Below are 21,589 nucleotides of genomic sequence, written 5' to 3'. Positions count from 1 at the left end.
ATCATTGTAAAAAATTTAACTTTTACTGAAATATGTTATTTTAATGCGCTAATATCGCCGATAATGGCCATTACACTGTATGCTAAACGAACGAGTTGTAAACGGTTAGCTTTAATTGCTTCATCTTTATCCATAACCATTACATCTTCAAAGAATTTGTTGATGGCTGGAACTAAAGTAGCTGGAACTGCCACAACTGCATCATAATCGCCAGCTTCCCAAGCAGCACTACTCGCTTCAGATGCTTTAGTAGCAGCTTCAAACAATGCTTTTTCAGCATCTTCTTTCAACAAATCGCTATTAACACCAGTATATTCCACATCTTTTACAAGATTGTACATACGAGTATAAGCTTGAACAAGTTCAACGTTTTCATCGATGCGGTTAGCTAACAATGCATTTACAAGACCTTCAGCATCAGCAACGGACAATTCGTTGTTGGACAACAACAAGTCAATTACATGATGAGGAACTTCGCGATCAAGGAAGATATTTTTCAAACGAAGTGTGAAGAATTCTTCTACTTGACCAAGCAATTCGTCTTGTTTTTCAGCTGGCACATTAAGTAATTCCATAGATGCTTTGAAAATTGGACGCAAGCTGATATTCCACTCACTACCAAGTAAGATGTTCAATATACCAATAGTTTGACGACGCAATGCATATGGATCTTGAGAGCCTGTAGGAATTAAACCACGGCTGAAAGTAGCAACGATGTTATCTACTTTATCGATAATGGACAATACTTTACCTGCTTCAGTTTGAGGCAATACATCACCTGCAAAACGTGGTAAATATTGTTCGAAAATAGCTTCTGCTACTTCAGGAGATTCACCATCAAGTAAAGCGTATTCTTTACCCATTACACCTTGTAATTCAGTGAACTCTGTAACCATACCTGTTGTAAGGTCAGTTTTAGCGAGCTCTGTAGCACGTTCTAACACAACAGCTGCATCTTCATGTAAACCACATTCTTCACCAAATACACGGCCCAATTTAAGTAAACGTTCAGTTTTATCCGCTAAGTTACCAAGACCTTCTTGGAATACAATTTTAGTTAAACCATCTTGACGGTCGATAAGAGGTTTCTTGCGGTCTTCGTTAAAGAAAAATTTAGCATCATCAAGACGTGCACGCAATACACGTTCATTACCAGCTTGAACCACTTCGATAGAATGATCGGAGCCGTTACGAACTGTTAAGAACATTGGCAACAATTTGCCGTCTTGGTCAACCAATGGGAAGTAGCGTTGATGGTCTTTCATAGGTGTAATGATGGCTGCATCTGGAAGTGCCAAGTAGGATTCTTCGAATCCACCACACAATGCTGTAGGCCATTCAACAAGATAGTTAATTTCTTCTAACAAATCATCATCCCAAACGATGGATGCATTTTTAGAAGCTGCAATGTCATGTAATTGTTTGGAAATCAATTCACGACGTGCGTCTTGATCAACCATAACAAAGTTTTCTTTTAATGTGTCTACATAGGATGATGCATTTTTGATAGTGATTTCATCAGCACCTAAGAATCGATGACCACGTGTTACATTACCAGATTTAACAGTAGCAAATTCTACAGGAATTACTTCTTCATCAAGTAAAGCTACAAGCCAACGTACAGGACGTACGAACTTAGCATCTAAATTACCCCAATGCATGGATTTAGGGAAGTTAAGACCTGTAATCAATTGTGGCAACATGTCTGTGACGATATCTTTTGCAGGTACGCCTGCAGTTTTAGTTTCAGCGTAAATATAGCCGTCTTCTACAACGAGATCAGCTACATCAAGACCTTTACCACGAGCAAAGCCGATAGCTGCTTTTGTTGCATTGCCATCAGCATCATAGGCGATGGATGCAGAAGGACCTTTATGACGTTCGCTGATTTCAGCAGATGTATCAGCAAGACCTTTCACGATAAGAGCCAAACGACGTGGTGTGCCGTATGTTGCGATGCTTTCAAAAGGAAGATGGGCATCATTTAATTTTGTTTCAGCCAATTGTTTCAATTGACCTAAGATATTTGGCATAAAGCCGGCAGGAATTTCTTCTGCACCGATTTCAAATAATAAATCTTTTGCCATCTTATTTATCTCCTTTCAAAAGTGGGAAACCTAATTCTTCGCGTTTAGCAAGGTATTGTTGTGCACAAATACGAGCCAATGCACGTACGCGGCCGATGAAAGCAGTACGTTCGCTGATGGAAATAGCACCACGGGAATCAAGCAAGTTGAATGTGTGGGAACATTTCAATACATAGTCATAAGCTGGTAATACATAACCTGCTTCACAAACGCGTTTTGCTTCTGCTTCGTACATATCAAACAATTTAAAGAGCATATCTGTATCAGCTAATTCAAAGTTGTAAACAGACTGTTCAACTTCGTTAGCATGCCAAACGTCACCGTATGTAACGTTTTCATTCCATTTAAGGTCATATACGTTTTCTACGCCTTGAATGTACATAGCCAAACGTTCTAAACCGTATGTAATTTCTACGGAAACTGGTTTACAGTCGATGGAACCAACTTGTTGGAAATATGTGAATTGAGTTACTTCCATACCATCGAGCCATACTTCCCAACCAAGGCCCCAAGCGCCCAATGTTGGAGATTCCCAGTTATCCTCTACGAAACGGATATCGTGATCTTCAGCATGAATACCAAGAGTTGCCAAGGATTGTAAGTACAATTCTTGGATATTATCTGGAGATGGTTTCACGATAACTTGGAATTGATGATGTTGGAACAAACGATTAGGGTTATCACCATAACGACCGTCTGCTGGACGACGAGAAGGCTCTACATAACATACAGCCCATGGTTCAGGACCAATAGCATGCAAGAATGTAGCAGGGTTCATTGTGCCTGCGCCCTTTTCGATGTCATATGGATTTTGAACGATACAACCTTGATCGCTCCAGAATTTTTGTAGATTTAAAATAATCTCTTGAAATGTCATTGCTGCCTCCACTTTACACAACCGACATAAAATCAACCATTTCGTTACAAACAAAAAAGTCCCTGTAACGAAAAACGTTACAGGGACGAGTATACCCGCGGTTCCACCCTATTTGGCTTGCGCCCTCTTTTTTCTATGTTGGCCTTTACTAACAGATACCTGCGTTCCTGCCAATGCTCTACAGCGCCTTCAACCAAATGTGAGCTTACACCATCCTCACTCGCTAGAGAGGTTTACTACTCTGCTTCATCGCATATATTATAGACAATATTGTAGCAATACAGAGGGATGAATGTCAACACAAGTAAATATATCAACTATATAAGAATGAAATCAAAGATTATTAATAAAACTAATGATTAACATTCTATTACTCGATTTCTTTATAATGTATCAACGAATCAATATCTCTTTCTAAATCTTTTTTCTTCACTAAGCTAAAATCTAAACAATCGATAGCTATATCCATAAATGCAAAGTTAATAGTAAACTCATAGCCTACTGCTGTAGCATAACCTTTATCAACATGTCTATTTTTTATAACACCTCTTGATCGAACGTCTTTAGTCTCTATAGAAATATCTTGAATAAAAAGACTAGATTTACCAGTTTTAAATCTAGGTAAAAAAAGTGTGTTCATTAAATCATTATCTATATTAATTTGAGTACAATACTTAAATTCTAGATAAAATGTCTCTGCCACTAAAACAGCTCTATTACCTAAATCAGTAACTAAAAAGTCCAACATTTGTTCATCAGCATACTGCAATGAAATTAATTCAGATTCTATAATTTGTATTTTATCCATAAATATCCTCAAAAATTTTAACTATTATCTATCAAAATATAAGAAAATATTTTTAATCAAATAAAATATAAAAAATATCAACTTAAAATAATCATTATTGTAAGATTAATATTACAAGTTATTTAATCGCTCAAGTATAAAGATCTCTTTTCTATAAAAATACCTAAAATCAGGAGACTTACCAATCCAAAAATTACTAACTCTATAACGAAGACTATAATTATTTTCAGAGGTAATATTTCTACTATTTTATCTCCAGATTAGAACTCAATATATTATTACACTAAATATATATCCCATAAATATACTCCATAAATATAAATATTAAAGCAAATACTAATACAGCTAAGACAAATAATGCTAAGAAAGTACGAGTCAGAATCCATCCTCTTTTTTCATACTCCGTTAGTGTTCCAGCTTTATTTTTACGCCATAAGATATAAATACCTACCATACCTATTCCAAGCATAAATAGTGCATTAAAGTCCTCAATGAATTTAGGCAAACCAAAATACGATTCTATTAAAATACTGATTAAGAAATAGTTGCCAATTAGTGTTAAAATTGTAACCTTCCGAGTACCCCAAGATTTAATCATATAATAATTAAAACTTAAAAGTAAAAATATATTTACTATTTGTTTTTCCACACGTTTCCCCCTGAGGAAATATTCTAGCCATAAAAAATGTATTCTAATAACATAATTTAGTTAATGCAATACAATCCATAAAATAAACATAACTACAATTATATATATATATAATTTTCAATTACATAGAGAATAAGATAGCCATTAAAAATAACAATATTGTAAAAAAAGAAAATAGGTAATAAGTCCTTTTATTGTCACTATTTTTATAAATTAGTGAAAACAGGTATGTACTAAATGATAGCAATAAAAACTCAATTAGGTATTTAAATTCTTTATTTATAGTATCCAAGAACTTTAAATCCGTAAACATTACAAATAAAAATATGCCAAAACTAATCAATCTATATTTTTCATTTATGTCTTCATTAGATCTTCGGATATATTGAATTACACTATAGGCAAATGCTAAAAATAAGGATATAGTAGCAAAATAATATATAAAGTTCATTGATTTAATTACTCCTCATTTTTACTTCTTCATCCTCCAGAATATTTTCACATGGCTTATTTAGTAAATATACTATCCTCTTTATAAAAGAATCTAATACGATATAACAAATATATAAGCCCTAAAATTGTTACTATCTCGAACATAATTTATTCTCCAAATTAATTTAAGAGCATACTTACCTTAAATTAGTATGATCTAGTAACCCAAGTATCACAATCATATCGTGGTTTTGAGTCCTTCTTAGTTATCTCAGATATAATCTTTCTTTCATCTTCTGAAAATTGATCAATACTGTCTAAAATTATAAGTTCATCCCCATATGCTTTTTGCAAATACTGTAAATTACTATCTGCTGGAGATTCAAATGTTTTACTAAAGCCTTTATGATTTGGAATAATTCGTACTGTTCCATAGGGTAATACGTTAACAACAACTATACCGAAATCACCATTAGAATATATATAGGGAAAATCTGTAGCAAAACCAGTCATATTTTTATTGAGCCCTGTTTGTTTGCCATAATCTACAAGAGAGTTTATAAATATTTGATATTCGTATATTCTAATTCCAACAAAAAGTAGAATAATTACTAGTAACGATAAAACTACTGTACAAGTTATCTTTATAAGCTTTCTAATGGGCATAAAAACTCCTTAATTCTTCTGAGGTAAATACAAAAGGTATATTAGTAACTTTATTATTATAAGGTTGCTTCAATCCTAATTATACTAATTTACAAGTTTTGCTCTAAAGCTAATAAATCTACATTATTATATACTAAAGTCAATAACTTATAGTTTTGATCTATTGAAAATTTTCCTTTAAGGCCACCTGCATCAACAAATGAGTAGGTATTATCATTAATTTTATAGAATTCACTTTCTAAGGGTACAAAATATTTATCTAATGCTAGACCAACTTTCTCTGCCTCTTTTTCAGAGCACTGTAAAGTTTCTTGTACGCGTTTAAAGAATGGTTTGTGTACATTTTCTATTCTGTCTTCTATTGTTTTATTAACTTTCTTATAAGTCTTATATCTATAAATTAGATACAAGATGGCTAGTAGTAAAGCAATATTCTCTTTCATAATCGCCTCTAACATATACTAAATATACTTATATAATATATAAGAACATAGACTTAAATGAATCATTATAGTTATATAAATAAATTGTAAACCACCTACCAAAGATAATCAATTTATCTTCGATAGGTGGTTTATTTTATTCACCCTTAGCAATACGATCTAAGAGTTCAATATAGCTTTGTTTATTTAAGGCTGGTGTAAAGTGGTCTAATACATCTTTAGCGCCCGCTGCATCATCGTATAGTAAGTCTACAATAGTCATAGCCAAGGCTTGTGCTGTTTTAATGTACGCTACATCAGGTACAGAGATTTCATATTCCGCACTGTGTAGTACACCACTGATACAACCAACCCATGGATGGATGACCGGCATTAAGTGAGATACGTCCCCCATGTCTGTACTAGCTGTTATATGTGGGCCTTGGTATACATTGGCTTCACCAAAGATAGGGTTTGAATTTTCTCGTAATAGAGCATTCATACGTTCATCATTACGCATCGGTAAATAGCCTGGTAGGTCATTGATAACACATGTTGCCCCTACTGCATCCCCACCAGCTTTTAAGGCTCTGTTAACACGATGGTTACCATCTACAATAGCTTCAATATTAGAAGCACGCACGTAACTTTCAACTTGAACATAATCAGGCACACAGTTTACCAATGTACCGCCTTGATTAATGATGGGATGGAATCTGAAATAATCGCTTTCTTTGAAAGTTTCACGAATGGAGTTAACCCCCATAACGCCCATCAAAGCAGCATTAAGAGCATTGATGCCTTCATGAGGTGCCTGAGCCGCATGAGCTACCTTACCGTGATATTCAATCAGCTTAGATACAAAACCATTAGAGGTACTACCAAGCCCCATTTCACCAGCTGGAGTTTTGGCTGTCTCCACATGCATTTGCATAGCCATATCGATATCGTCAAAAGCACCTTCATAGATGAGCTGTTGCTTGCCACCCATATACTTAAGTTTGCCTTGCTCACGCAATTTATTGCGGTAATCAATCTCAATCATTTCCTCTGCCGGAACAGCAAATAGCACAACATCGCCTGCTAATTCGTCCATCACTGCTTGTAGGCCTATAGCTACGGCAAACATATTAGTAATTTGCACATTATGACCACAGCAATGAGCAGCCCCTGTTAAATCATCGGCACGAGGATGGCGAGGACAGAGAATGGCATCTAATTCCCCAACCATGGCAACCGTATATTTACTATCTCGGCCTTTCATTCTACCTTTTACACCTGTCAGTGCATGACCTGTAGTATAAGAAATGCCAAGTTCATCAAACATAGCTTGAACCTTTTTAGATGTTTTCACCTCTTTAAAACCTAGCTCAGGTTCAGCCATAATAGATTCTGCTAATTCTCGTAAACGCGGTTGTGCATCAACAATAGCTTTACAAACACGTTGTTTTACTTCTTCCTTTGTCATACGGCTCATAATATCTCCTTTATAAAATCGACCGTATAAAATACGGTCGATCATGGAATCATAATGTATAGATATCTTATAAAATATAAATCTATATGTATATCTTAACATAGTTTAGACATCTAACATTATGATTTAGTATTAAATTAAACCTTCTAAATGAAGTACTAATTGTGCTAATGCTGTTGCACAGATGAAGGTACCTGCTGTTACAGCTAGTGCAACAGGAATAATACGCCAAGATAATCGACGGAATGCACCAAGGTCTTTACCTAAGGATAAACCTGCATAAGCAAGTACAGGTGTTGTTGTTGCAAGGAATGTAACTTGGCTAGTTTTAGCAATAATCCATTCTTGGCCAGGCATACCAGGTAAGGATGCAATAACACCAACTAAAGATACCCAGAATACCATAGGCAATTTATTAGCATATGGCAAGTTAGAGATCAAAGCGCCAATTGTAGCAAGGACTGCCAAGATAGCTACGCCAACTAAACTATCACTAAATAGATGTTTGCCATCCATTACATTACCTACTGCAGTGATGATAGCAGCAATACAGATAACGATGACAAATTGTGTTAATTTTTCGCTTTTACTCATGACTTGCTGCCTCCTCTGCTAAATCTTGTTCACGGGTACGACCTGTAAAGAAGTTGTATGTTTTTTCCATAACAGGTAAAGAAACAAATAGACCAAAGTATACGCCTAGAACGGTAGTTAACAAGTTTGCAGCCCCAGCAAGAGCCATAATTTGTTGTTCATAATCTGGATATACTGCAATGATCGGAGCTGTAGCAGCAGCCATCATACTAGCACTACCTACGCCAGCGCCCATAGCCAATGCCAATGGATGGAACCAACCAGATTGTGCCAACATCCCCGCCAATACTGAAGACCACATAGCGCCAATAAGAACGCCACAAATGTACATGCCCATAACACCACGGCCCTCAGGAGAGCTAAAGCCAAATTTGTCGATAATAATTGCTACGTTCGGCTCACGGTCTACAGAGTAACATGCACCTACTGCTTCTCGACGCATACCTACTAGCAAAGCTACCGGTAAACCGAATACAATAGTACCAAAGAAGTGACCAAGCTCTTGTAATAACAATGCCCAGCCAGCACTTGTAAGAATGCCAAGATTTGGACCGATACCAAGTCCTACTTTTACCATCAAGATCATGACGGCAATACCGATATAATCAGCTGATTTTTCCATCTGTTTAATTGTAAGAATTTTAAACTTAGGAATAGAAATTAATAAGCCTAGAATCAATGTGTACAATAAAGGCAACAATACAACAGGACCTAGTTTTTTTATGCCTATAAATTCAGCGACTACAGTTAATACGAGCGCTAGAAAATGTATTTTGAGATTTCCCAAAAGCTGCATAATGACCTCCTATAAAAATATACTATAAATATTATTTCATTATATATAATCTATATTTATAGAGTCAACATTATATGTATATCTATGTATAAAACTAAACTTTTTTAATTAGAACAATTTTTAATATGCTCTAATTCTCTCATTAAGTAAATATTTAAAACTCTCTTTTAAATAAAATATATTAATTTTACTTTATATAGTTCTTAGAATTCTAATTGAATAAATCATTATAATTATATAGATAAAAATATAAACCACCTACAAAAGATAGGTGGTTTATAAATTAACCTCTAAAATACAATCTAATAATTCAATCTACTGATGTAAATCAAGATTTTACTACAACAGATACACCATCAGGAATGACTGTAATGCTTGCATCTTTACCTTTTAATGTCAAAGCTTTATTCAATGCTTCATCGAATGTATCAGCATGTTGCAAATGCATATCTGTAAGCATCTTAGGATCACATTGGTCTGTTACAACAATAACTGTAAATTGATCTAAAATACGAGCCAAGATTTGCATTTCCCATTGGTCTGGAATTGTTTCATTACGAGGAACCTTAGCAATGCGATCTAGTAATTCACGAGGTGTTTTCGCATTTTTAAGATTTTCGTATAGAGATTCCCCACCATGTCCATCATTACATGCGGCAATCATGATAATAATACCATCTTTTTTACAAGATGCTTCAGCGGCGGTCATACCTTTTACAGCTTGATATACGTTTTGATCTAATGGGTAACCACCATTTGTAGTGATGACGATATCTGCTGGTACAGCTTTTACACTTGCTAATTCAGACACAAAAGCACAACCAGTTTCATGAGCGTCTTCCATATCCCCAGCAAAGGCATTGATAATATGTTTTTCTGCATCAATGACTACATTTAAAATAAATGCTAATTTCGCAGTACGACCAGCATATACCATATCCTTATGAATTGGATTATTTTCGATAATACCTGTACGAGCATAAGGACTGTTAATAAATTCAGCACAGTGATTTGCCATTACAGTCACTTCGGAAGCAATTCCTGGTAATACGCTTTTTCTACCACCAGAGAAACCAGCAAAGAAATGTGGCTCAATAAAACCTTCAGAAATTAATAGCTCAGTTTCTACAGCTAGTTTATTGATAATACACTCCCCACCGGATGGCAATACACCAATTTTTGCCATTTGACTAGCATCGCCAGAAATATGATTTACAATCTTTTCATTCGCTACAATTTCAGGGCCAAATTTATCTACCATTTCTTCGTGAGTAGTAGGACGATGGAAACCAGTTGCCAATAAAATGGTAATATCGATAGATGGATTGGCTTCACGAATACGACGAAGTAGAATTGGCATCGTAATTTTACTAGGTACTGGACGCGTATGGTCACTTGTAATAATGACCATGTTGGATTTCCCCTTAACCAACTCTTCTAATCGTTGGCTACCAATAGGATTATCTAGCGCATGTTCTACTAATGCTTCTTGTGATAGCTCAGCCTTATAAGAATGTGCTTTAGATTCTAATATACCTACTATATTTTGATCAGAAATATTGATATCTACAAAGCCTTTTGAATAGGGTACTTTAAATGTTTTCATGAAAATCACTCCTTAACTAAAAACTACAAAACTATAAATAGATCACTACGACAAATCAATCCTCCTTCTTACCCAATTGTCGTTTAAGGTCTAATAAACTCATATCATTACTCTTAGCAATAGCAGCTAATGAATCATATTCATATTTATTTCTTATTACACCAAAGCCACTGCTTTTTTTGAAAGCAATCGTATTACCTTCCCATTCTATTTCTCCTATAGACCTATTCAAAATATATCGTTCACATCGATAGTATCGAATACCAAGGCTAGTAGTATGCTTGAAAATTAAATTTCGTATGATCTCAATATCTTCAATCTTACATAGAACAGTTAGCATTGTGCCTGGACGTTGTTTTTTCATCATAATCGGTGTTGTAAACACTTCTAGTGCTGGTGAAAGTAGTAACTGTTCTATACAAAAACCAATTTCTTCTGGTGTCATATCGTCGAGATTACAAGACAGTTCAATGATTGAATCTTCTGAATCATTTATCATTTCTACAAAGGCGCGAATACAATTAGGTCTTTCAAATTGTTTAGTACCAAATCCATAAGAAACCATCGTTGGTGTCATAACAGGCATTATACTAAATGATGTACCAAAATACTTTGCTAATGCAGCGCCTGTAGGCGTGCATAACTCACCCTTAATCTGATAATCTGCGTACATTGGAATGCCAGCTAATAACTTTATCGTTGCTGGTGCAGGTACAGGTAGTTCTCCATGAGCACAATGAACAGTTCCAGTGCCTACATGTATAGGCGATATAATAATCTCATCAAACTTCAATTTCTCTAAGAGTACACAAACGGCCACAATATCTGCAATAGCATCGAGCATGCCCAACTCATGGAAATGAATTTGTGTCACTGTCGATTTATGAACCTTGGCCTCCGCTTGAGCTACTAAATGATATACGTTTATAGCATTTTGTTTACAAACATCAGAAATAGATAAACTATTAATTATATTTGTTACCTCCTGTAGACCTCTACCATGAATATGCTTTTCACTATGTACATGGTGCAGAACATGTTCATTATGCGTATGTTTCTCAGTATGTTTGTCGTCTTTATAATGAGTACCATGAAGGTAATAATCATTATGATGATTACTATGATACTGATCATTAGAACTACCTTTATGGTTTTCAGATTCTTCTATACCATTAATGGTAACCACGACGCGATAGCCTTCTACTCCCTTATCTTCTTTAGATATTAGTGAGTAAGTAACATCAGGTATTCCCATTTGATTAAGTTGATTTATCCATGTTTGAGGATTATCTACTAAACCTAGTAATGTAGCGGTCAGCATATCTCCTGCAATGCCCATTTGGCAATCTAAAAATAATCGTTTCATTTATTTTCACCTATATGATTAATCATGTTTGCCGTATAAGCAGCACCAAATCCATTGTCTATATTGACAACTGTTACGCCACTCGCACAGGAATTTAGCATTGATAGTAGCGCAGTAACACCACCGAAGGCTGTTCCATACCCAACACTAGTAGGCACCGCGATGACAGGCACATCCACAAGTCCCCCAACTACACTAGCTAAGGCCCCCTCCATGCCTGCAATGACAACTATAACTTTTGCAGACATAATAGTATTTAGATGTTGTAATAATCGATGAATACCCGCAACGCCTACGTCATAAATTCGATAAACCGTATTACCGTAAAACTCTGCTGTAATAGCACATTCTTCGGCAACCTTATAGTCACTTGTACCACCAGTAATAACTGCTATAGCGGATTCAGTTTTTTGACTTGGAAGATCTCCAATATAACCAATATGAGCAGCATTTATATAGGTCAATTGATGCTGTTCTTGAACCTCTGCAGCCACATTCGGTGCTAAACGTGTAAGCAATATTTGCTCTTGCCCATAAGATAACATAGAGGAGATAATGGCAATTATTTGTTCTGTAGTTTTACCGGCACCATATATAACCTCTGGCACACCTTGTCGTATTTGACGATGAAGATCAATATGCGCAAACCCTAAGTCTTCTATAGGTTTTATTTTTAGCTTTAATAAGGCTGCATCCACATCTACCTGTCCGTTTTTTACTTGCTCTAAAAGAGCTCTAATATTGTCACTCATGAACGCACCTCTAAATCTAATACAACATCATCAAACATAGATTTAAAATATGTGAGGATCTCACTTCTTTTATTAATAACTATAGTTATTTGATTTTCTGGAACTTGGATTTTGGCATTATTTCCCATCAAACGAACCCGAAAATCAGATAATCCTAGCGAGAAAAGATATCCCTCAGCTCGTTCTATATGAATCAAATCATTAAAAGTAATTCGTTGTCCTAATTGAAATCTTGTAGCCAAGCAAGCATAAGATGGTTTATCCCAAGTAAACAAATCAGCTTTATGAGCTAATTTTCGGATCATAGTCTTAGTTAGATTACATTCTCGCAGAGGTGATTTAACAGATAGCTCTGCAATAGCTTTCATTCCTGGTCGATCATCTACATCATCACTAGCATTAGTGCCATCACATAAAATAGTAAAACCATCACGTCTAGCATGTTCACTTATAGTTGAAAACACATGATGTTTACAGTAATAGCATCGATTACTTGGATTACTCGTTATATCGTCATATTCAAGTACATCAATATCTATTATTTTTAAGGGAATATCTATTAATTCTGCGACTTTCTTAGCATCTTCTATTTCAAATTGTGGCACAAATTGAGATTTTACAGTATATGCTTTGCATAAAACTCCAGATTGTTTGGCTGCATATGCTAAATAAGTTGAATCAACACCGCCCGATAGGGCGATTGCAATATTACCAAGACCCATTAAATACTCTACTAAATTCATAACTTGTATAACCTTTATTAATTTTCTATACTCTATAGTATTATTTATAAAAACAAAAATAGAGTCTCAAACAAAGACTCTATCAACACACTTTCTTTTAAATTCAATAAAACAACTTACTTCTGTATGTAGTATATGCTTTTTGATTTAATATTTCTAACGCATAAATAAGATAAATATGTATATATCAAATTGTTTTTTTTCTATATAAGAAAACCACCTACTCCAAAAAGGTTTCTAAGACATTTTTAGGGTGGGTGGTTATTTATTAAGAAAAAAATATTATAAGTTAACTATATTTTCATAATTTCCAAATATATTTGATTTTTATATACTCATTAAAAACTTTACGCTTTGCAACGGCTTACCAATTTCTTGCTCGCAGTATGCAAATAGTAGCTTTTCAAGTTCCTTCCAAATTGTTTTGGGAAATTCTAAAAGCGTATCTTCGCCCCACTGGTAAGCTAGAATCTGAGGTAATGCGGCTTTCACAGAACGAGAAATGCTAAGATTTGTTGTTTCTTTCACCTGCATCCAGAATGGCTCAATTCCGTCTTGATGGTTAAAAGCATTAGCACTAGGGACAACCCCTGCGAGAGATAATAGTTGCCATCCAAGCATTATCGTTCCCAATTGTACATTGCGACGTCGAATTTGCTTGGAATAGTTTACAACAGTATCAAAGACCTTGCGATCTACGTCATACATGGCAAATAACTCTTGAATGAGCTCACTCGCTACTGCTGCATAAACAATATTATCGAGGTTTACATCTAAGGATTCCACCACATAAGAGCCATCAATTTGCGTAACATTTACATATTCCCCATCGGGTACAACTGTAATATACATGGCACTAAATGGACGTAAATAGGAGCTGTTGCGCATCGTCATCATTCGCTTATGTGGAATCGATGCTTTAATAAGCCCCAAGCTAGGCGTAATAAACGTAAATACGGAATACAACTTATACTTTTTTCGACTTATGACGATGGCTGGCGTATTAAAACCACCATTAAGCTTCTTCATTTTCTTCTTCCGTTGGTTCCTCTACTGGTATAGGTGTTACTTTAATGCGAGAGATACGATATCCTTGCATTTGAGTAACTTCAAAGATGTAACCATGAGCATCCACCGTATCACCTACGATTGGTGTACGTTCTAATAAACCAAAGACATAGCCACCTATTGTATCAGAATCAGAATTATCAATTTCAATATTCATAATTTCTTCTACTTCGTCTACGAGGACCTTGCCATCAAACTCGAAGGAACCATCTGCATAGGACATCGTAGCTGGTAAATGCGGCTCATGCTCGTCTTGTATATCTCCAACTAGCTCTTCTATAATATCTTCTAAGCCTACAAGACCTACCATGCCACCATATTCATCTACTACTACAGCTAGATAAATACGGCGCGTTCTCATATATTGCAATAATGTAGATAATTTCATTACCTCTGGAACAGTAAGAATATCTCGTTTAATATTGCGCAAATCCTTACGGGCTTGATTAGGGCGTTCCATTAAATCTTTAATATGAACGAGGCCAATAATGTGGTCCTTATCCTCTACACAGAGTGGATAACGTGTATGTACTTTAGAGCGGATAACCTTCATAGCTTCATCGTAACCATCTTCTACGAATACGCAGTCTACGTCTTGACGAGGCACCATAACCTCTTTCGCCATGCGATCTACGAAATTAAAAACATTATCGATTAACTCAGACTCTACTTGGTCCAGTTGCCCTTCCTCGTGACTTCGAGAAATCATCATGCGAATTTCTTCTTCTGAGTACACAAGGTCAAGCTCTGTTAAATATTTTGTTTTGTAAAAGCCTAAAATAACATTGGAGATTTTACTAGCTATCCAAATAAATGGATACACCAATTTACCTGCAGCCACGACGATACGGCTATAGGTATTTACATATTTTGTAGGGAAGGATAAGCCCAATGCTTTAGGTACAATTTCACCAAAAATTAGGACGATTAAGCTAATTAATAGTAATAGAATAATATCTAACACTAAATGCATCCAAGTACTATGGATATTAAGAACCGCCACTATACGATCAACAATATTATCGAATACAAAAGTACCTGTGCCTGCAAGGGCCAAAATAAAGAATAGAATCAAAAACTGTGTAGTATTTAAAAAATACTCAGGATTTTGATAAAGCTTTAATAAAAATTCTCTATCCTTCTCCAAGAGGATGTCCATATCCTCTACATGTTCTTTACGAAGGCGTGCAAAGGAGAACTTTGCAACCACAAAAAAGTTAATTAAAAAAATACATAACAGACCAAACCCTATGGGTAACAGGCCATCTACACTATCCATCTTTATTCCTTTCATATGAATATGGAAACACTTATTTCTTTTTATTATATCAAATTATTTTCTATAACCAAGTTCAGATAACATACCAGATTTATTTCGCCAATCCTTTTTTACTTTAACCCAAAGGTCCAAGTACACCTTAGTAGCTAACAGCTTTTGAATATCTGCGCGCGCTTCAGCGCCAAGTTGTTTTAACAAAGCACCTTTTTTACCAATAATAATGCCCTTTTGAGAGTCTCTTTCACAGTAGATTGTGGCGCGGATATAGGTAGTACCATCATCACGTGTTTTCATTTCATCTACGTCTACAGCGATAGCATGAGGAATCTCATCTCGTGTAGCTAACAAGATTTTTTCACGAACAATATCGGAAATAATAAGGCGTTCCGGTTGATCCGTAATCATATCTTCTGGGAAATATTGCGGACCTTCCGGCAATGTTTCTTCTAGAACCTTAAGAATTTCAGATAAGTTCTCTTTATCTTTTGCAGAAATAGGAATGACCCCTGCAAAAGGATATGCATCTTGATAAGAAACGATTGCTTCTAAAAGTTCTTCTTTTTTGAGTGTATCAATTTTGTTGACTACCAAAAATACAGGAACTTTTACACGTTTCAATTGTTCAATAATAAAATTATCCCCAGGACCACATTTTTCATTGCCTGCTACGACAAATAAAACAGCTTCCGTTTCTTTTAAGGACTCGATAGCAGCATCTACCATGAATTCGCCTAACTTGTGCTTAGGTTTATGCACACCAGGTGTATCCATAAATACGATTTGTTTGGATTCATCCGTATATACGCAGATGATACGGTTACGCGTTGTTTGAGCCTTATCGGATACGATAGCAATCTTATCGCCAATAAGAGCGTTGATTAAGGTAGATTTACCCACATTAGGGCGTCCTACAACGGCAACAAAGCCTGATTTAAAATGTTCGTTCTTATTCATTATATGGTGCATCCTCCCGCACATAACCCAGATTACCTAGGATAAATTCTTCCTCTGTGCGCATCTCTTTTTTATCTTCCTCGTTCATATGGTCATAGCCTAAGATATGTAAGCAACTGTGAGTCGTTAAATATGCTAATTCCCGTTCAAAACTATGTCCATATTCAATAGCTTGTTCACGGGTACGCTCTAAGGAAATAATCATATCACCAAGTAAGTGATGTTCCTCTTCACTACCTTCGTAATCATCCCCTTCATTGAGGGCAAAAGATAATACATCTGTAGGTCTATCGATGCCTCGATATTCCTTATTAAGCTCGTGAATTTTTGCATTATTGCAGAGTAAAATACTCATTTCATCTTCTTCGAGGCCATATACGCGACTCACTTCATCGCAGACCTTGCGTATAACAGCCTCAATATTAGAATCCTCTTGAATTCCTTCATCATAGCTAATGTGTATATACATGTTTATCCTTTCGCTACATTCTCTTTGGATACTGCGTTAGATTCTGTAGTCTCACCAGCTAACTTACGTTCGTGATATGCATCGTAAGCTTTTACAATACGACCTACTAAATCGTGACGAACAACGTCTTGATCGCTAAAGTACACCATATTAATACCAGGCACATGACGCAATACCTTTTCAGCCTCGCCGAGGCCAGACACAACACGTGGAGGTAAGTCAATTTGTGTCTTATCACCGTTGACTACCATTTTAGAGTTGTTACCTAGACGAGTTAGGAACATTTTCATCTGTTCTGCCGTCGTATTTTGAGCCTCATCGAGAATGACGAAGGCATTTTCCAATGTACGGCCACGCATATACGCTAGTGGTGCTACCTCGATAGTACCACGTTCCATAAAGCGTTGTACTTGCTCGATACCAAACATTTCATGTAATGCATCATAAAGAGGTCTTAAATAAGGATCTACCTTATCCTGTAATTCACCAGGTAGGAAGCCTAACCGTTCACCTGCCTCTACAGCAGGGCGTGTCAAAATAATTTTATCTACATTGCGGTTTTTTAAATAGAATGCAGCTAAAGCTACGGCCAGGAATGTTTTACCTGTACCAGCAGGACCAATACCAAAAGTAATGGTATTTTTTCGGATACTATCTACATAGTATTTTTGACCTTCCGTTTTAGGCGTAATATTTTTACCGCGCATATTAACGGATAAAGTATCCTCAAACATAGTATGTACGGCATCAGCTTTACCATTAGCCACGAGTTTGGCTGCAATACGCACTTGAGACTCAGTTATGGTACTACCTTCACGGTAAAGAAATACTAGTTCTTCTAAAGTGCGATAAAGAGCTTCTACTTGTTTTTCATCACCCTTTATAACTACCGTATCACCACGTGCCACTACATCTGCAGAGATGACTTCAAGCATCATATGCAGATATCGATTATGTTGACCTAGTATGGATTGTGCTAGGTCATATGTAGGAAATGTAAATACTTGTTCGCTCATACAACCTCCTAATCTATAAATTTACGAACTGCTTTACCATTTAGGTAATCACAGAGATCACCTTGATGAGCATCTAGTTCGTCTAGTTTATCATCAATTAAATCTTGTACGCGCCACCAACCCATGGACCAGTTTGTAAAAAGCGTATTATCTTCAGGCGCTCTCCCTACAAGACGCTGTAAAACAATATCAGGGTGTAAATGACGTACAAAATTAACAACCCGATCAGCATATTCTTCCGCACTAATTAAAGTAAACTGCCCCTCTTGATACCACTTGGCCATTAATGTATTTTTTACAATATACAAAGCATGCAGTTTCACTTGATCAACACCGAGTGCAGATAAAATACGAGCCCCTTCGATTGTATCCTTCATTGTATCCCATGGTAAATTAACTATCATATGAGTAGTTATGTTAAATCCATATCGTTTAATCCGTAATACGGCATCAATAAACTGGGCTAAATCATGACCACGATTAATTTTCTCTAATGTATCATAGTTAACCGTTTGAAGACCTAGCTCAATATAGATATCCTTATGAAAGCGATCCCTAATATCAGCTAATATTTCAAGATATTCATCGGCAATACAATCGGGTCTTGTTGCAATAGCAATGCCCACGGCTTCATCGATGCATCCTTGTTCAATATAGTTTTTAAAATCATCAAGATTCAAGTAGGTATTACTAAAGTTTTGGTAATAAGGGATGAACTTCTTTGCTTTATATTTAGGGCCTATGTGAGCAATGTTTTCCTCTAGCTGCATGCGCACCGTCATCCAAGCAGGACGATTTTCGTAGCCTGCGCCGATTTCACCACAAAAGGTACATCCTCCAACACCAGCTGAACCATCTCGGTTTGGACAGGTCAAGGGTAGTGCTACAGGTAATTTATAAACCTTTTCCCCATATGTTTCTTTATAATATTTAGATACCATGCGGTATCGTTTTGGTCTCGTTGTATCGGTCATAACACTCCTATTAAACTAACCAATCATCGCTTATTATGTAATATTTCAACTATCATAAATTCTCTAATCTTTTGATTATAAAAAATTAGATAAACTATTTTTATATTACTAACAAGCCTCTACATCAGGACGTATAAAAGGTTTTACCTCTTTATTTACGTCGATTACAACTGTAAAAGGTACATTTGGTACATTCTCTATACCTAACACTTTAGCCGTATCTTCAGACATAGGCATTTCTACATATTGTTGGCGAATTTTGCGCCACTCTTTAAATGTATAGTTAGGGATATACTGAGATGCAATTTCTTCATTGCGCCAGAATGCTTCCCCTTCTTGTAAAAGTTCTTTTGTCTGTTTTGGTAAACCTACGGCTTCACTGCGGACCTTACCACGATAGCTAACGAGTGTATCATATTGTAATAATTCGGCAGCTACTGTATCACCTTTAGACAAGAAAAAATTGTACAAGAACTCTATTTGATCTATATCTTTCAAATTAATCTTATGATTACCTGCATCGAGCCAAGCCTGTGTCATGTCACAAAAATAGGAAAAGGCATCGTTTTTTGTCTCCACTTTAGAAGAATCATACTTTTTCATAGGTGGTACATGATTAGTTTCTGTATCTTCCCCAGTTATAGATGTATCAGTATGTTCTTTTATAAGCTTACTACCAATATAACCAAACACAGTTCTAAATCGTTCACTATTATAAAAGCGTTCAAAGACATCTTCAAAGTGTTTTAAGAAACGTATATCTCTATAAGGGAGCACGTGAGTACTTAATACCTCATATGGCGCTAAGGGATCACTAATGTATTGATACTCCTCCATACGGCGCACACCAGAACCTTTTAACAGTTTTAAAAATCCAATTTGTAACGCATGTGGCTGTAAACTAAAAAGATCATTAAAGGATAATCCAAACCGCTGTTTATTCTCGTAAGGCAGGCCTACAATTAAATCCATGTGCACATGAGTTCGGCCTGCTTCAATAATAGGGCGAATAGCCTTTTGAATATACGGCCAATCATTATATCGATTAATAGCATCTAAGGTTTTCTTATGTGTACTTTGAACTCCTACCTCAATTTGAATACGGCCTGGTGGTGTTTCACAGAGAATATTTGTTTCCCATTCCGTCATTAGCTCTGGTTCCATTTCTAGATGGAAATTCGTCTCCGTATCGGCATCACGCATTAATTCCATCATAGGTCGATGATGATGTGGCGCACAGTTAAAAGTTCTATCAACAAATTTAACTTGTTTTACCTTATGATCGATAAACCACTGTAGTTCTTTAAAAGTTCTTTCCTGCGGAAAAAAGCGAACTGTATTTTTATTGCCAGATAAACAGTACTGACAAGAGAATGGGCACCCTCGAGAGGATTCATAGTAGATGATTTTATGTTCTAAATCTGTCATATCCTCTTCTACATATGGGAATGGTATAGTACTCAGATCTTTTACCTCCACCGTATCAGTAGAGCCCAGGAGTCGGCCAGAAATGTGTCGACCACGTACGCCAGGAATCTGCTCTTCTAAGCCATCCTTGCCAGCGATTAGTGCACTAATAAGTTGATAAAAAGCTTCTTCCCCCTCACCTTGTACGACATAGTCCACAGCAGCACAACGATTTAAGATTTCATCGGCTGTGAAAGACACCTCCGGCCCACCTAAAATAATTTTAATATCTGGTCGCACAGCTTTCACCATGTCTACTACATGTAAAGTCATCTCAATATTCCAGATATAGCAAGCAAAGCCCAATACATCTATATTGCGCTCTGTAATATCGCTAAGAATATGTAAAACAGGCATATTAATAGTATATTCTACTATATCGTATGCCTGTCCGTGAGCCTGCCCATACGCTTTGAGATAACGCAAAGCCAGAGAAGAATGTATAAATTTTGAGTTTAATGTGGATAAAACTACGTTCATAGGTCCCCTTTAAATCATCGAATGGCTCAGCCACCGTCTAGTCATAATATATGTATTATACCATTAAAAGAGACTAAATATAATAGAAATAATAGCACCCACTAAAATAACAACAGATGCGACAGTGAGAATGATACTGCCAAAGAATACAACAGCAGCCAAAATAATCCCTAAGACAATGAACAATATAATTCGACTAAGCCAGCTTGTACTATTAAAGCTATACACCTTAACTTTCGGTTCATATTGATTGTTTTCATCGTAATATTGTTGCTCGTCATTGATATTGGTTGGCGTTGAATCTACATGGACAGAATCGCCTACCTCTTCAATAGTTACACCATCAAATTCTCGTCTCTCATCATCGGATAATACGCGTGTATTAGGTTCACCAGAATAAGTACTGCGACTATAAGCATCATCTGATTGACCATTTCTATATGTATTTTGATTATTGTTTATATTGTGTTGATCATTCATATGTATTTCCTTTATATGAACAAATACTAATTGATTTTATACAATTTATTATACCATATTTTACCAACATAATGGCAAATAGAAATCCCTTCAGATATAAAGCCATATATCTGAAGGGATTATTTTT

General features: G+C 35.9%; 21 protein-coding genes. All 21 read right to left on the bottom strand.

Features of this window, described 5'->3' with window-relative positions:
* Nucleotides 1-35 precede the first annotated feature (35 nt).
* The 21 genes from glyS to PK1910_RS02250 all read right to left on the bottom strand — a co-directional run bounded on the left by glyS (nucleotide 36) and on the right by PK1910_RS02250 (nucleotide 21,462).
* Nucleotides 36-2,087 carry a glycine--tRNA ligase subunit beta gene (glyS, locus tag PK1910_RS02350; RefSeq protein ID WP_287511181.1) on the bottom strand — a complete coding sequence of 684 codons (2,052 nt, stop codon included), beginning with the start codon at nucleotides 2,085-2,087 and terminating at the stop codon, nucleotides 36-38.
* Nucleotide 2,088: 1 nt separating this feature from the next.
* Nucleotides 2,089-2,964 carry a glycine--tRNA ligase subunit alpha gene (glyQ, locus tag PK1910_RS02345; protein ID WP_039969172.1) on the bottom strand — a complete coding sequence of 292 codons (876 nt, stop codon included), beginning with the start codon at nucleotides 2,962-2,964 and terminating at the stop codon, nucleotides 2,089-2,091.
* A gap of 370 nt (nucleotides 2,965-3,334) precedes the next feature.
* Nucleotides 3,335-3,772, bottom strand: a complete 438-nt coding sequence (locus tag PK1910_RS02340; protein WP_101928302.1) for a hypothetical protein — start codon at nucleotides 3,770-3,772, stop codon at nucleotides 3,335-3,337.
* Nucleotides 3,773-4,055: 283 nt separating this feature from the next.
* Nucleotides 4,056-4,421 (bottom strand): hypothetical protein, encoded by a 366-nt coding sequence (locus tag PK1910_RS02335; protein ID WP_287511180.1) that lies wholly within the window; start codon nucleotides 4,419-4,421, stop codon nucleotides 4,056-4,058.
* A 639-nt stretch (nucleotides 4,422-5,060) separates the two neighbouring features.
* Nucleotides 5,061-5,519 carry a hypothetical protein gene (locus tag PK1910_RS02330; protein ID WP_257876753.1) on the bottom strand — a complete coding sequence of 153 codons (459 nt, stop codon included), beginning with the start codon at nucleotides 5,517-5,519 and terminating at the stop codon, nucleotides 5,061-5,063.
* Between the two features lie 89 nt (nucleotides 5,520-5,608).
* Nucleotides 5,609-5,962, bottom strand: a complete 354-nt coding sequence (locus PK1910_RS02325) for a hypothetical protein (RefSeq protein WP_257876754.1) — start codon at nucleotides 5,960-5,962, stop codon at nucleotides 5,609-5,611.
* Nucleotides 5,963-6,098: 136 nt separating this feature from the next.
* Nucleotides 6,099-7,418 (bottom strand): amidohydrolase, encoded by a 1,320-nt coding sequence (locus PK1910_RS02320; RefSeq protein ID WP_101928305.1) that lies wholly within the window; start codon nucleotides 7,416-7,418, stop codon nucleotides 6,099-6,101.
* A gap of 132 nt (nucleotides 7,419-7,550) precedes the next feature.
* On the bottom strand, nucleotides 7,551-8,012 hold the full coding sequence (locus tag PK1910_RS02315; protein ID WP_004695934.1) for a hypothetical protein: 462 nt from the start codon (nucleotides 8,010-8,012) through the stop codon (nucleotides 7,551-7,553).
* Nucleotides 8,005-8,808 carry a DUF3100 domain-containing protein gene (locus tag PK1910_RS02310; RefSeq protein ID WP_118091262.1) on the bottom strand — a complete coding sequence of 268 codons (804 nt, stop codon included), beginning with the start codon at nucleotides 8,806-8,808 and terminating at the stop codon, nucleotides 8,005-8,007. Before PK1910_RS02310 ends, PK1910_RS02315 begins: the two co-directional genes overlap by 8 nt.
* 328 nt (nucleotides 8,809-9,136) lie before the next feature.
* The gene (gene larA / locus PK1910_RS02305; protein WP_287511178.1) at nucleotides 9,137-10,414 is read right to left on the bottom strand and encodes a nickel-dependent lactate racemase; all 1,278 of its coding nucleotides are present in this window, start codon (nucleotides 10,412-10,414) and stop codon (nucleotides 9,137-9,139) included.
* A gap of 55 nt (nucleotides 10,415-10,469) precedes the next feature.
* Complete coding sequence (gene larC / locus PK1910_RS02300) at nucleotides 10,470-11,780, bottom strand: nickel pincer cofactor biosynthesis protein LarC (protein WP_287511177.1); 1,311 nt, start codon at nucleotides 11,778-11,780, stop codon at nucleotides 10,470-10,472.
* Nucleotides 11,777-12,532, bottom strand: coding sequence for a nickel pincer cofactor biosynthesis protein LarB (gene larB, locus PK1910_RS02295; protein WP_331299329.1), 756 nt, complete (start codon nucleotides 12,530-12,532; stop codon nucleotides 11,777-11,779). Before larB ends, larC begins: the two co-directional genes overlap by 4 nt.
* Nucleotides 12,529-13,275, bottom strand: coding sequence for an ATP-dependent sacrificial sulfur transferase LarE (gene larE, locus PK1910_RS02290; RefSeq protein ID WP_287511174.1), 747 nt, complete (start codon nucleotides 13,273-13,275; stop codon nucleotides 12,529-12,531). The genes larB and larE overlap by 4 nt, the downstream gene beginning before the upstream one ends.
* Nucleotides 13,276-13,602: 327 nt before the next feature.
* The gene (recO, locus tag PK1910_RS02285; protein ID WP_287511173.1) at nucleotides 13,603-14,304 is read right to left on the bottom strand and encodes a DNA repair protein RecO; all 702 of its coding nucleotides are present in this window, start codon (nucleotides 14,302-14,304) and stop codon (nucleotides 13,603-13,605) included.
* Complete coding sequence (locus PK1910_RS02280; RefSeq protein WP_287511172.1) at nucleotides 14,291-15,622, bottom strand: hemolysin family protein; 1,332 nt, start codon at nucleotides 15,620-15,622, stop codon at nucleotides 14,291-14,293. The genes recO and PK1910_RS02280 overlap by 14 nt, the downstream gene beginning before the upstream one ends.
* A gap of 54 nt (nucleotides 15,623-15,676) precedes the next feature.
* Nucleotides 15,677-16,576 (bottom strand): GTPase Era, encoded by a 900-nt coding sequence (era, locus tag PK1910_RS02275; protein ID WP_287511170.1) that lies wholly within the window; start codon nucleotides 16,574-16,576, stop codon nucleotides 15,677-15,679.
* Nucleotides 16,569-17,045: an rRNA maturation RNase YbeY gene (ybeY, locus tag PK1910_RS02270; protein ID WP_287511168.1), complete on the bottom strand. Its 477-nt coding sequence runs from the start codon at nucleotides 17,043-17,045 to the stop codon at nucleotides 16,569-16,571. The genes era and ybeY overlap by 8 nt, the downstream gene beginning before the upstream one ends.
* Before the next feature lie 2 nt (nucleotides 17,046-17,047).
* Nucleotides 17,048-18,061, bottom strand: a complete 1,014-nt coding sequence (locus PK1910_RS02265; RefSeq protein ID WP_024061834.1) for a PhoH family protein — start codon at nucleotides 18,059-18,061, stop codon at nucleotides 17,048-17,050.
* A gap of 8 nt (nucleotides 18,062-18,069) precedes the next feature.
* Nucleotides 18,070-19,035 carry a tRNA modification radical SAM protein MnmL/YtqA gene (mnmL, locus tag PK1910_RS02260; RefSeq protein ID WP_287511166.1) on the bottom strand — a complete coding sequence of 322 codons (966 nt, stop codon included), beginning with the start codon at nucleotides 19,033-19,035 and terminating at the stop codon, nucleotides 18,070-18,072.
* A 108-nt stretch (nucleotides 19,036-19,143) separates the two neighbouring features.
* Nucleotides 19,144-20,982: a B12-binding domain-containing radical SAM protein gene (locus PK1910_RS02255; protein WP_287511164.1), complete on the bottom strand. Its 1,839-nt coding sequence runs from the start codon at nucleotides 20,980-20,982 to the stop codon at nucleotides 19,144-19,146.
* A gap of 63 nt (nucleotides 20,983-21,045) precedes the next feature.
* The gene (locus PK1910_RS02250; RefSeq protein WP_331299321.1) at nucleotides 21,046-21,462 is read right to left on the bottom strand and encodes a DUF308 domain-containing protein; all 417 of its coding nucleotides are present in this window, start codon (nucleotides 21,460-21,462) and stop codon (nucleotides 21,046-21,048) included.
* Nucleotides 21,463-21,589 lie beyond the last annotated feature (127 nt).

The organism is Veillonella parvula (assembly GCF_036456085.1).
Classification (GTDB): Bacteria; Bacillota; Negativicutes; order Veillonellales; family Veillonellaceae; genus Veillonella; species Veillonella parvula_E.
This window is presented reverse-complemented; position numbering and strand designations above follow the sequence as displayed.